This is a genomic window from Planktothrix sp. (genome assembly GCF_046067725.1).
Taxonomy (GTDB): Bacteria; Cyanobacteriota; Cyanobacteriia; order Cyanobacteriales; family Microcoleaceae; genus Planktothrix.
The window spans coordinates 1-12,426 of the sequence record NZ_JBJUDF010000100.1 but is presented as its reverse complement, the minus strand read 5'-3'; the positions used below and the strand labels follow the sequence as shown (position 1 = coordinate 12,426).

Annotated in this window: 9 protein-coding genes and 1 pseudogene; 3 read left to right on the top strand and 7 right to left on the bottom strand. The window is 41.2% G+C overall.

What is annotated here, in order from left to right; translation table 11 throughout:
- Positions 1-891, top strand: an 891-nt coding sequence (locus tag ACKPEB_RS05690) for an RNA-guided endonuclease InsQ/TnpB family protein (RefSeq protein WP_408963864.1), incomplete at its 5' end; no start/stop codon positions are given.
- Between the two features lie 43 nt (positions 892-934).
- A pseudogene (locus tag ACKPEB_RS05685) lies at positions 935-1,138 on the top strand (tryptophan-rich sensory protein); the annotation flags it as partial.
- A gap of 63 nt (positions 1,139-1,201) precedes the next feature.
- On the opposite strand, the gene infB reads toward ACKPEB_RS05685, so the two are convergent.
- From infB to ACKPEB_RS05660, 5 genes are all read right to left on the bottom strand, one after another.
- The gene (infB, locus tag ACKPEB_RS05680; protein ID WP_408963863.1) at positions 1,202-4,345 is read right to left on the bottom strand and encodes a translation initiation factor IF-2; all 3,144 of its coding nucleotides are present in this window, start codon (positions 4,343-4,345) and stop codon (positions 1,202-1,204) included.
- 390 nt (positions 4,346-4,735) lie between these two features.
- Positions 4,736-5,002, bottom strand: coding sequence for a YlxR family protein (locus ACKPEB_RS05675; protein WP_408963862.1), 267 nt, complete (start codon positions 5,000-5,002; stop codon positions 4,736-4,738).
- 145 nt (positions 5,003-5,147) lie between these two features.
- On the bottom strand, positions 5,148-6,374 hold the full coding sequence (gene nusA / locus ACKPEB_RS05670; RefSeq protein ID WP_408963861.1) for a transcription termination factor NusA: 1,227 nt from the start codon (positions 6,372-6,374) through the stop codon (positions 5,148-5,150).
- Positions 6,375-6,478: 104 nt separating this feature from the next.
- The gene (gene rimP / locus ACKPEB_RS05665; RefSeq protein WP_408963860.1) at positions 6,479-6,946 is read right to left on the bottom strand and encodes a ribosome maturation factor RimP; all 468 of its coding nucleotides are present in this window, start codon (positions 6,944-6,946) and stop codon (positions 6,479-6,481) included.
- A gap of 209 nt (positions 6,947-7,155) precedes the next feature.
- On the bottom strand, positions 7,156-8,589 hold the full coding sequence (locus tag ACKPEB_RS05660) for a hypothetical protein (RefSeq protein WP_408963859.1): 1,434 nt from the start codon (positions 8,587-8,589) through the stop codon (positions 7,156-7,158).
- Between the two features lie 179 nt (positions 8,590-8,768).
- Here ACKPEB_RS05660 and ACKPEB_RS05655 point away from each other — a divergent pair, with 179 nt between their 5' ends.
- Positions 8,769-9,803, top strand: coding sequence for a glycosyltransferase family 2 protein (locus ACKPEB_RS05655; RefSeq protein WP_408963858.1), 1,035 nt, complete (start codon positions 8,769-8,771; stop codon positions 9,801-9,803).
- Here ACKPEB_RS05655 and ACKPEB_RS05650 read toward each other — a convergent pair.
- Both ACKPEB_RS05650 and ACKPEB_RS05645 read right to left on the bottom strand, forming a co-directional pair.
- On the bottom strand, positions 9,790-12,036 hold the full coding sequence (locus ACKPEB_RS05650; protein WP_408963857.1) for a tetratricopeptide repeat protein: 2,247 nt from the start codon (positions 12,034-12,036) through the stop codon (positions 9,790-9,792). The genes ACKPEB_RS05655 and ACKPEB_RS05650 overlap by 14 nt on opposite strands.
- A gap of 30 nt (positions 12,037-12,066) precedes the next feature.
- Positions 12,067-12,426, bottom strand: a 360-nt coding sequence (locus tag ACKPEB_RS05645) for a glycosyltransferase family 61 protein (protein ID WP_408963856.1), incomplete at its 5' end; no start/stop codon positions are given.

Here is a 12,426-nt window from a genome sequence, read left to right as displayed (position 1 = left end):
AAAGGATATCCCCAATTCCAGAAAGATGGCCGTTCCGTTGAATACAAAACATCGGGTTGGTCATTACATCCCACCAAAAGGCAAGTCACCTTTACTGACAAAAATGGTATTGGTAAGCTGAAATTGTTGGGAAAATGGGAGCTCCATACTTACAATCTTAAAGATATCAAACGGGTGCGTTTAATTCGTCGTGCTGATGGATATTACTGCCAGTTTTGTCTTAATATTACTGTCACCGATGTTCAACCCAGAACCGGGAAGGAAATCGGACTTGATGTAGGAATTGAATCTTTCTATACAGACTCTAATGGACATCAAGAACCGAATCCCAAGTTTTTGAGAAAGGCGGAAACGTCTATTAAAAAATCTCAGAGACAAATCTATAAAAAGATTAAAGGTTCATCGGGTAGACGGAATGCTAGAAAAGTTTACGCTAAAAAACATTTAAAAGTAAGTCGGCAACGGAATGAACACGCTAAAAGACTAGCGAGTAACGTATGCAAGTCTAACGACTTAGTAGCCTACGAAGATTTAAGTGTTAGGAATTTGGTTAAAAACCACTGTTTAGCTCAATCAATTAGTGATGCTAGTTGGTATTTGTTCCGACAATGGATAGAAGATTTTGCAGCTAAATTCGATAAATTAGCAATACCAGTTGCACCCCATTTCACCTCACAGAGATGTTCTAATTGTGGGGCAATTGTTAAAAAATCTCTATCAACTCGCACCCATATTTGTAATTGTGGATGCGAACTACATAGAGACACAAACGCTGCAAAAAACATTCTCGCTCTTGCAAAACAAGCTAGGGGAGGGCATCCCCAAAGTAACGCTAATGGACTAGAAACCTCTACTCTTCTTGGGGAAACCCTGGTCGCAGCACGTATCTAGGTCGAAGTTAGAATCTCAGCGTCTTCAGACCTGAGAGTGTCAAACTCCTGTGATGTGTAAGATGAAAAGTTTACGAGTCGGAACGATTTTAGGGGGAACAGGTTTTATTTTAGGAATTATGCTGATGATTAGTGTTTGGCCTATTTCTCAGACCGCCGCTTTGTTACTCCTACCGTTTGTCCTTTGGAGTCCCATTGGAACCTACACAACTTGGGTAATGATTCCCTTAAATCCCGCAGATGCTTAAACAGAAAACAACCACCCGCTCTAAGTCGAATACAGGTGGCTGTTAAGAAATGACCAATATCAGTTATAGGGATAAAGTCCGACGTTTGGTCGTCATCCGATAAGCTTCGATGATATCTCCCATGATCCAATCATTGAAATTATCCAAAGCAATTCCGCATTCATAACCCGCGTTAACTTCCTTGGCGTCTTCCTTCATCCGTTTCAAGGAGTCGAGAGCGCCTTCATGAACAAGCTCACCTTTACGGCGGACTCGGACTTTACAGTTACGAATCACTTTACCCGACAGGACATAACATCCCGCAACGGTACTGCGTCCGACGGGGAAAATCGCCCGGACTTCCACTTGACCGAGGGCTTCTTCCACCAGTTCCGGTTCTAATAGCCCTTCCATAGCCGCTTGAACATCATCTAAGAGGTTATAAATGATGTTGTAATCACGGATATCGACCCCAGCGCGATCAGCGGCTTGTCGTGCCCCATGAGCCAAGGTGGTATTAAATCCAAGTAACACAGCATCGCTAGCCGCTGCCAAGTCAATATCCGTTTCGGTAATTTCACCCGGTGCCGCTAAGAGCAGTTGCAGTTCCACTTCTTTCTGAGGCAGTTTCTTCAGTGCATTAACAATAGCTTCCACCGAGCCTTGAACATCGGCTTTGAGAATTAAGTTGAGTTCCTTCAACTCCCCTTCTTGAGCACGAGCCGAGAATTCACTTAAACTAATCCGACCTTTACTTAAGCGGGTTTGTCGTTTGGCTTCAGCCCGTGAGTTCGCTAAGGCCGAGGCTTCTTTTTCGTTCTCAAACACATCGAATTCATCACCAGCCGCAGGTACATCCCGCAGCCCTAAGACCTCAACCGCAAAGGAGGGACTGGCTTCGTCTACGCGATCGCCGCGATCATCGACCATCGCCCGGACTTTACCCAAGACCGAACCTGCCACAACAATATCTCCCACGTGCAGAGTTCCATTTTGGACTAACAAAGTTGCCACCGGGCCACGAGATTTATCGAGGTGGGCTTCAATCACTGTTCCTTTCGCTGCCCGGTTGGGATTGGCATAAAGATCTTCAACCTCGGCCACTAATAGAATCATTTCTAACAAGGTATCGAGATTTTCACCTTTAATGGCACTGACGGGAACCATAATGGTGTCGCCGCCCCACTCTTCGGGAACCAGGGCAAATTCCGTTAACTCCTGTTTCACCCGATCCGGTTGGGCTCCTTCTTTATCAACTTTGTTGATGGCCACAATAATCGGAACTCCAGCCGCCTTGGCATGGCTAATCGCTTCAATGGTTTGAGGTTGAACTCCATCATCGGCAGCCACCACCAAAATTGCCACGTCGGTGACCCGCGCTCCTCTAGCCCGCATGGCGGTAAAGGCTTCGTGACCCGGAGTATCGAGGAAGACCACTTGTTGCATTTGGCCTTCATGTTCCACATCGACATGATAGGCTCCGATGTGTTGGGTAATGCCTCCCGCTTCTCCTTGAGCCACTTTGGTTTCACGAATCGCATCGAGAAGGGTGGTTTTCCCGTGATCAACGTGACCCATAATCGTCACCACTGGAGGACGACGTTGCAGATGTTCCAGGTCTTCTGCGTTGAGAATATTATCCGGTTTAACCGCGTCGGATTTCTCGGCTTCCGTCTCAACTTGAACGTTGAGATCTTGACAAATTAACAGAATTGTGTTATAGTCCAGCGTCTCTGTAATATTAACCGCAATGCCTTGGGAGAAGAGACGTTTAATAATTTCCGTTTCTGGCAGAACTAAAGCATTGGCGAGTTCCTGAACCGTCATTGGCCCCGGTACCACGACTTTTTCAGGACGTTCAGCTTTGGGTTTAGCTTCTGTGCGACGCACATTCGACGATGAGGAACTACCACCCCGACTGGGAGCTTGTTTTTTCGGTTTAGCCGTCGGTGCTGCCACGTTACTTTGTCCAGGCCCACCTTTGGGTTTGGGAGGTCGGGCTAGAGATAGACTCACCATGCTATTGGCTGAGTTAGACAGGGACAATAAATTTAACTCTTCATCTTCGTCCTCATCTAAGGAGGGTTTAGCCCGTCGCTTGGCTTTGACTTTAGCAGATTTGACTTTACCAGGATCTACAACTTCTTCTTCCTCTTCCTCCCAATCGGGGCCTCGTTTTCCAGTCCGCGGGGGGTTCGGTCGAGTCAGAGTCACGGCTCGTTTGGGCCGTTTAATTAACTCATCGGCGGCAATTAAGGGTTCCTCTTCAGCCGTCTCTGTCGGTTCTACATCCTCATCAAGAGAAGGAACAGCTTTACGGGCAGGAGGGGGTTGCAATTCAGGAACCGGCTTGGGTTTCGGTGCGCTGATCTCTTTTCGGGCTGGTTTTCTGCCGTCTGAGTCTTTGTTCTTCCCGTCGGGGGCAACGGTCGATTGAACGGGTTGCGGTTTAGGAGTCGGTCTTTCTGACCCGTCTGTTTTAGATTTGGCTTCAACGGGTTTAGGGGTGGGTTTATTGCTCTTAAGAACGGGTTTGTTTTTAATGATGGGTGCAGGAGCAGAAACCGAGGGACTCACAGGAGCAGGTGCTGCTGGTCTCACAGGGGGCGGAGACAGTAGAGCCGATTCAGATAGTTCTTGGGGCGCAACCTCTCCAACACGGGTTGGGCTTTCCTCCGCCGGAGATTGAATGTCAATGGGTTCGGTTTGGGAAGATTCAGCCGCAGGTGTTGGGAAAGATTCCGTTTCGGATGGAGTCCCTGCTCCGTCGGCAGCAGTAGGAGCATTGGGTTTCGATAACACAGGTCGGTTCAACGTGGGTTTCACAGGTGCTTTCGGAGAAACAAGTGGCTTAGGTGGAGTGGCTACTGACATTGATGCTGGGGAATTTGCCTCGCCATAACTCGGAGAGGCTACCGTACCGGAAAAATCCGAGTTGGGCCGAATTTTCGGCTTCTGAATCTCTAAAATTTCTTGTTTTTTCTTCTCACCCGGTGTCCCGGCGGATGATTTCCCGTTGGGATGCGATCGCTCTGATTTTCCATCAAGCTGACCCGGGTTCGGGTGAGTTGCTACATATTTTTCAATCCGTTCTTTATCTGATTCTGAAATCGTGCTACTGTGGCTTTTAACTGAAATATTCAGCCGTTCGCACACCGCTAAGATGTCCTTGTTATCCAAATTAAGTTCCCGTGATAGTTCGTAAATTCTGACTTTGGCGTTGTTCATCCACTGACCCCTCGCTCTCCCTCTCCAATTGTTTGATATTTACATAGTGTGATTTACTCTTACAACAGTAACCTTTACATTTTTACATTTTAAATAACCATATCATCATAGGATTGTGATGCAACAGTCAAGAATGTAAAGGCTAGGGCTGCTGTGATAGTTCTTAATGTTATTTTAATTTTTTTGAACTTGAAACCCTCAAATCTTGATAAGTCCCTTTACTCAAGTTAGCAGATCTAACCCTTCGGGTGAAGGCAGATCATCGGGCAATTTCGCCGGTTTCTCCTATTCTGCTTAAACTTGGATATCCCAGTCTTCTATCTGGGGAATAGGTTTAGAGACTAAATGGGAAATTAATACCTCCTTACATTGTGAACGAAAACAGGTGGTTTATTCAGAAAGTTCTGAAGGGGTTGTTAAACGTTGCCATAGGATTTGATACAGTTCCTCTGGTACAGAAGCCCGGAGTGCGTGTCCCAGTCGATTTTTTTTTTGAGCCACTTTTAAACAATCGGGGTTGGGGCAAAGGTAGGCTGAACGACCCATTCCTTGATCTAATTGTACCTGATGGGATGGATACAGCCTGACAAATCGCCAGAAGCTTTCTTTCCCGGCTAACTGGCGACAAGCAACACAACGACGCTGATTTTTGATCATGGGTTGACAGTTGACGGTTAACAGTTGACAGTTGAGGCTTACAGATCGCAGAGTCAGGACTCTCAATAATTGTCCTCTCTCCCCCTACCCCCCTGCTCCTCTTCTCCCCCTGCTCCCCCTGCTCCCCCTGCTGCGCCCGCTCCCTCTACTCCTCTTCGCCCAATTCGTCTAAGTCCTCATCCGTTGCGGCTAACGCTTGACGTTCGAGTTCTTCAGCGATTTTTTGATCTTCGGCGGCAGCATCATATTTAGCCGTATCTTTAATATCGATTTTCCATCCGGTTAATCGCGCCGCCAGACGAACGTTTTGTCCTTCTTTCCCAATGGCCAAACTTAATTGATCTTCAGGAACCAAAATATGGGCGCGACGTTCTTCGGGATTGACTAAACGGACTTCATCGACTCTAGCCGGACTTAAGGCATTGGCAATATAGGTGGCGGGATCGGGAGACCAACGAATCACATCGATTTTCTCGCCCCGCAGTTCATTCACCACGACTTGAATCCGTGAACCTCTGGCGCCAATACAGGCTCCAACCGGATCAACATCCCGATCTAAGGTATCTACTGCTATTTTAGTCCGGGGGCCAACATGACGGGAAGGGGGGTTAGCTTCTCGCGCGACGGCGACAATTCGCACCACTTCATCCTCAATTTCTGGGACTTCATTAGCAAACAGATAAACGACTAACCCAGCATCGGCCCTAGAAACTAACAATTGGGGCCCCCGTTGGGAACCTTGACAGACTTTTTTGAGATAAACTCGGAAAGTGGCATTGGCTCGATAATTATCATTGGGCAGTTGTTCCCGTTTGGGCAGTTCCGCTTCAACGGCCATGCGACCAAAACCACTGGCGACTTCCATAATCACCGATTGTCGTTCAAACCGCAGAACCTTGGCTTGGAGCACAGTGCCTTCCAGTTCTTTAAACTCTTCTTGAATCAGTTTGCGCTGTTTATCCCGTAATTTTTGGGCTAAAACCTGTTTGGTTTGAATGGCAGCCATGCGGCCAAATTCCCCTTGATCGGGGGTAACATCTAACGTGACCGTATCCCCTAACTGGGCTTCGGGAGCAACTTCTCGTACATCTTTTAAGGCAATTTGGTGATCTTGATTGCTGACTTTTTCAACAATCATTAAATTTTTGGCTAAAACTCGAAATCCTTCTTCATCAACATCGAGTTCTACATCAAAATTATCAAAATAATCGTCACTAAATTGAGTTTGAATTTCGATCGTCCGTCGATACCGTTCATATCCTTTTAATAACGCTTCTCGCAACGCTTCTTCTACCGCTTGCTTGGGTAAATTCCGTTCTTGAGAAATACTATTAATCATATCTTGCAAGCCGGGTAAACTCACCATTGACATAAATATTTGATCCTCCAATTTTTAATTTTGATGATGATAGAAAATAGGAAACAGGCAAAAAAGAAGAAAGTTTGGATGGATTGACTTTGAACCTGATAAAATCTTTATTCCTCTCCACTTTCATCGAGTAGAACTTCCGTTACTAACTCGCGGGGAATTGCAATTTGTCGCCCTTTTTGACTGAGATAAACGGTTGTTTCATCCCGACGAACGAGTTTTCCCCGTTGTTGAATCTGGCCTTTGTAGGGTTCGGATGTTTTGACAATGATCGGAAATCCTTTAAAGGAAATAAATTCGCGATCGCTGGTTAAAGATGGTGAAATTCCTGGGCTGGAAATCTCCAAAACATACGCATCGGGAATAATATTGGTTGTCTCTAACTGTTCTTCCAAAGCTCGACTCATCCGTTCACAATCATCCAATCCTGTATCCTGACTGGGGTTGCGGATATCGACACGCAGCACAGGTGGTTTCTGATTGGTGTAAAAGGTGGCCCCCACCACTTCCAGTCCCAAGGTTTGGGCGATGGGGGTGGCGATATCAAGAATTTCGGGGATCAGGGGATGAGCCATAGTTGACGGGAATATTAGAGTCTACAGAAGTTCTGGCGTTACACTGACATTAAAAAAGTGGGCTTCACCCACTCCGCGTGTGAAACAGTGTCCTCCCAGAAGCCAAAGACGAACCTTTTGGGTTCGCCTCTTGTTCTAGTTTAGCTTACAGTGAAGGCAATTGTCAGGAGTGTTGTCTGTTGACGGGTAATTGTTAACGAGGACAACATTTAATCGGTTTCTGTTAACCGTCTTTGTTCATTTAATTGGGCTAGAACCTGTTCAAAGTTGGATTCATCGACTTGTTGAATATAGTTAATTTTGAATTCTTCTAAAAAGTCAACCAATAAAACTTGAATTTCGGCAAAACCTTGTTCTTTTTGTAGTTCCTGTGATAAAACCTGACTAAAATGTTTAACCAATTGCTCGGTTAATTTTGTGCCAATGGGATCTTCCATGGCTTTTTTCACCGTTGCATAGGCATCCTGGGGGCCTTGTGTGGCTAATTTAGAAAGTTCAGCAATCATCCGTTCTTGAATTTGCTCTGGAATTTGTTGTAACCCTGGAATCGTTTTAAACTGTTGAATAATAGGGGATTGCTGCATCACTTGTTGGATATTATAACGCAATAATTCTTCAATATCGGGTTCTAATTGCGGGATAACATTATAAATAATTATCTTAATTAAATGATTGGCGATCGCTTCAATTTCATTAACATTATTAATGTCTAAATATTTTTTATTTCGATTGATAAAAAATCGTTTGAACACATCTCCTTTCTGAATTTCCCGTTGTACTTGTTCCAGCACTTCAACGACAACTGCTTCGGTCAATTCCCTAGCAATTCCAGCAACAAATCCACGAGTGACTTGTAATCGAATATGTTCTAAACTAATAAAATGGACTTGATTTAAACGCAGGACAACCGGAATTATTCTTAATAATCGCCAAAAGGGTATAAATAAGAAAGCATCATACCATCGCCATAACATAGCATCAAACCACGTTACTTTAGGATAACGACGACTAATTAAATAGGTTCGTGCTAAAAATTCTAAAAAGAAAATGATAATAAAAGGTAAATCTATTTTCCAAAACCTTTGAGTAAATTTACCATTTTCTCCTATAGTTCGATAATAATTACTAGCAATTAATGGGCTAATTTGATAATTAAACCACTGCATTGATTGATCATAGCCTTGTTGTTTCAGATAAGCTGGAGACCAAAAAATCTTAAAAGATTCCTTAGCCGAATTATTAGGATTTTCAACCTGATCTCGCATTCGATTTTTAATTCGTTCTAAGGTTCCGCTTTTTCCTACTAATGCGAAAGGATTTTCGCTGACCATTTCCGCACTTTGACTCCGTAATTGTGCTAAAATGATCTCGGTTTGTGGTGAATTTAAACTGGTTTCAGCCACGGAAACTTTTAACCGTTCAATGGTCTCTAAATATTTTTCTGTATCTTGATGGGGTTCTATTCCTTTAAACGGATCATAAATTTGGGTCAGAATTGGAATATAGCGAAAATAATAATCGCGTAAATCGGTATAACTAAGATTAAATAAAATTAATCCATAGTTAACGGTGGCGACAATTGCCATAAACCGTTCAAACCAAGGAATCTTAGAGTTTTTTTGAACAGAAATAGATTTTTTCACAATTCAAGATTCAAAAATACAATAATAAAAAATAGCAGTCAAACCATCAAGGAAGCTTAATTACCCCTTCAGTTGTTAGTTTTTATCCCTTAATTCTTGATCTCGCCCATTCTTAGATATGATAGAAGATCAAAATCTACTTTAACATTAAACAGTCAATATCGTTCTTGATTCAATCTATGTCCAATTCGTCAAAAACTCCCCAAATTAGCATTATCATTCCAGCATACAACTGCGAACACTATATTGGGCAAGCGATCGAAAGTATTCTTAATCAAACTTATTCTTCTTATGAAATTATTGTGGTGGATGATGGTTCCCAGGATAAGACTCGCGAAGCGTTACAACCTTATTCTCAACACATTCACTATGTTTATCAAGAAAATCAAGGAGTTTCTGTCGCACGAAATCACGGGTTAAATTTAGCACGGGGAGAGTTCATTGTTTTTCTGGATGCGGATGATATGTTTCTTCCTGATAAATTAACAACTCAACTGGCGGTTTTTGAAGCACAACCCCAACTAGGACTGGTTCAAAGTGGATGGCGTCGCGTCAACCAAAAAGGAGAAATTTTAATGGATGCGACACCTTGGAATTATGTTCCTGAATTGAATTTAGAAATGTGGTTACGTTGGAAACCTTTAGGAACAATGGGAACTTTAATGTTTCGTCGAGATTGGTTATTAAAAGTTGAAGGGTTTGAACCGGGTTTAGCTCATGCGGAGGATGTGGATTTAATTTTAAGATTAGCATTATTAGGATGTGAATCCGCTTGGTTACATCAATCAACGGTTTGTTACCGTCAACATGACCGTAACACCATGCGAGATGGAATTTCTCAAGCTAAATCGATTAATTATGTTTTAGATAAATTTTTTAATCTTCCTAATATTCCCTTAGAAATTCGGTTACTTGAAAATTGGGTGCGGTATAGTACCTTAGTTTGGAGTTCTTGGTATTTGTATTATACCGGTTTTCCGAGTGAAATGGCAGAATATCTTAAAAAAGCTTGGAACTATACACCCTTTTTAACCGTAGAAACTTTAACGAATTGGACAGAAAGTTTTGTTCACTATTCTCAAGGTTTAGGACAGTCTTTATCCGTGAATCAACTGTGTCGTTTACCGGAATGGAACGATTTAACCGCTTGGGTTTTACAACAAACCATAAAACAACGTTCTCAAACGTTAGAAGCCGGAATTAAGTTGTTTTAATTTCAGCTAATTCTAATAATTTTATGAACTCATCGAGATTAATTTTTATATCGAGTTGTCCGAGATGAGTTAAATTTTCTGTTGTTTTATCAACAATTTCACCAATTAAATAGTAATGTTCTAACTGACAAAGATTGCTAATCACTCGATAATAAATCGGAACATAATCAGGATGAAATAACTCAATAATTTTAGTTCTAGGTTGACAAAATACAATATTAGATAATCCCGCACCATGTGGCGCAATTACAACGGATGCGGTCGCCATTAATTCCACTTGTTCGGAAAAGCTTAAAGTTTCTAAAACCACGCTTTCAAAGTTTAAGGGTTTCAGACATTGAAATAATTTATCTTGGTTGATAACATTGCGATAACTTGCTTTTTCTCGACTTAAATAAATCCGACGATATGGTGTAATATTCCCAATATTGGGAGGAAGAAAAGCTGACCTCAAAAAGTTACAAACCCATTGAGGTGTGATCACATTTTTGTACATTAAATTCGGAGAAGGAACAATAATTTTATTCGCTTGAATATAATGATGAGTCATACTAACCATAATTTTAGACAAGGGAACGCCAAGCTTAACTAAGGTTTCTTTCTGGTAAGTTGGATAGTCTGCATTAATCACAAAATAATCAATTTCATCCCAGGAAATCCCGCTTTTTTGAATTAAATGAAAACCCGGTAAAACATCATAAAGCCAATGAAAATAGGTTGCTCCCCAACGCACTGATAAAAAGGCAATTGTTCCCTCAATTTGATGGACAGGTGCTAATTGATTTGACGATAAAACTAATTCAGCACATCCCGTTGAAAGATCCGTAACTAATTGGTTATTTTCTGTTATAATAGCACTGGTGGCTAAATCTCCCCAAGCTCTAGCATTCTCTAAAATAGCTACAAATGCTTGTTGAGTTGTAGCGTGATCAAACATTAAACAAAACTCGGATTTTGAAACGGTTTTTGAGGGAGTTAAAGTAATATTAGATTCAGAATAAATGGGGATAAAATTGATCTGAGAATTAATCTTAGATAAGGTCAGTTGGTTTGTCGGAATGGGACAATATTTTTGAAGAATTGCAGAGGGTATTTCTCTAGCGTTATAACAACCCAAAGCGTCTTTATTATATCCTTGTTGTACCAAAACCTCAGCAATTATATCGTAAGGTTTCATAAAATCAGGATTAATTTTTAAGGCTTCAATACAACAATAAATAGCCTGTTCCCATTGCTTTTCTTTTAACCAAGCGTCTCCTAAATCTGCGTAATATTGAGAAATATTAGGATTAATTTGAATAGCTTTTGTATAGTATAAAATCGCTTCATCAAGTTTATTTTGAAATTTATAAATATTGGCTAAAATATGATAAATTTCATCTGCTTCAGGACGTTTTTTTAACTGTTCTTCAAAGATTAAACTTGCCGGAATTAATTCTTGAGCTTGTATGATCTTAGGAATAATTTCATCTAATAGCTCTTGATAATAAGCATTAGATTTAGCCGCTTCATAACAAGCAATAACAGCTTCATACCATTGGTGAGTTTCTAATAACGCTTTTCCTAATTTGGGATAAAACCAATCAATATTATTTTCAATTTTAATAGCTTGACGATAAGCTTTGATTGCTTCTAGCCATTGTTGTTTTCCAGAGAACGCTTCTCCTAACCAATAATAAGCTTGATGGGAATTAGGATAAATTTCTAGGGTTTTTAAATACACAGAAATTGCTTGATCCCATTTTCTTTTAGAAATTAAATCTTTTCCGAAATCAATATGAGATTGAAGGGGGATAGATTCAGGTTCTAAAATTAATATTTGATACCAACAAGCAAGTGCTTTTTCAGGTTGATTAAGATTCATCCAAACGCTGTATAAATTTCGATAAATCCCGACTTGATTCGGTTTTAACTGTAAGGCAATTTGATAGTATTTTAACGCCTTTTTCCATTGCTTTTGTTGTAGATATATCGTCCCTAAATTAGCTTGAACCTCTACCCAATTCGGTTGTAGTTTTAAGGCGTTTTCATAGTACGATTTAGCTTCCTCTAGGTGTCCTTGCAATTGTTTAGCTAACCCAATGGTACTGTAAGCTAACGCAAAATTAGCTTGCAATTGTAAGATGTTTTGACAAACTGTGATCGCTTCTTCATATTGCTGTTGAGCGATATGTCGAGACGCTTGTTGATATAAAGCAATGACAGAATTTTCTAGTGTTTCAGATGGCTGCATAATCTGGACCCTGATAGAAAATTTACAAGATTAAGAAAGTTCTGTAACTCCAGCTAATTCTAGTAAATTTATTACATCCTCGATATTAATTCGCATATCTAATAATCCTAAAAACTTGATATCATCTAAAGCTTCATTTTCCACAAGTTCCCCAATTAAATAATAATGTTCTAGCTCACAAATATTACTAATAATTCGATAACAAGGTGGAATATGAGTGGGTGCAAATAATTCTATCACCTTAGTTCCGGGTTGACAAAACACAAGATTAGATAATCCCGCACCATGAGGCGCTAAAACCACTGAAGCACTCGCCATCAATTCAGCTTGTTCAGAAATTGTTAGAGATTCTAGGACAACGCTTTCAAAGTTCAAAGGTTCTAAACGTTT

Coding starts and splice junctions, on each gene's coding strand:
- ACKPEB_RS05650 (WP_408963857.1), bottom strand. CDS start 12,036: ATGCAGCCATCTGAAACACTAGAAAATTCTGTCATTGCTTTATATCAA.
- infB (WP_408963863.1), bottom strand. CDS start 4,345: ATGAACAACGCCAAAGTCAGAATTTACGAACTATCACGGGAACTTAAT.
- ACKPEB_RS05675 (WP_408963862.1), bottom strand. CDS start 5,002: ATGATCAAAAATCAGCGTCGTTGTGTTGCTTGTCGCCAGTTAGCCGGG.
- ACKPEB_RS05655 (WP_408963858.1), top strand. CDS start 8,769: ATGTCCAATTCGTCAAAAACTCCCCAAATTAGCATTATCATTCCAGCA.
- rimP (WP_408963860.1), bottom strand. CDS start 6,946: ATGGCTCATCCCCTGATCCCCGAAATTCTTGATATCGCCACCCCCATC.
- nusA (WP_408963861.1), bottom strand. CDS start 6,374: ATGTCAATGGTGAGTTTACCCGGCTTGCAAGATATGATTAATAGTATT.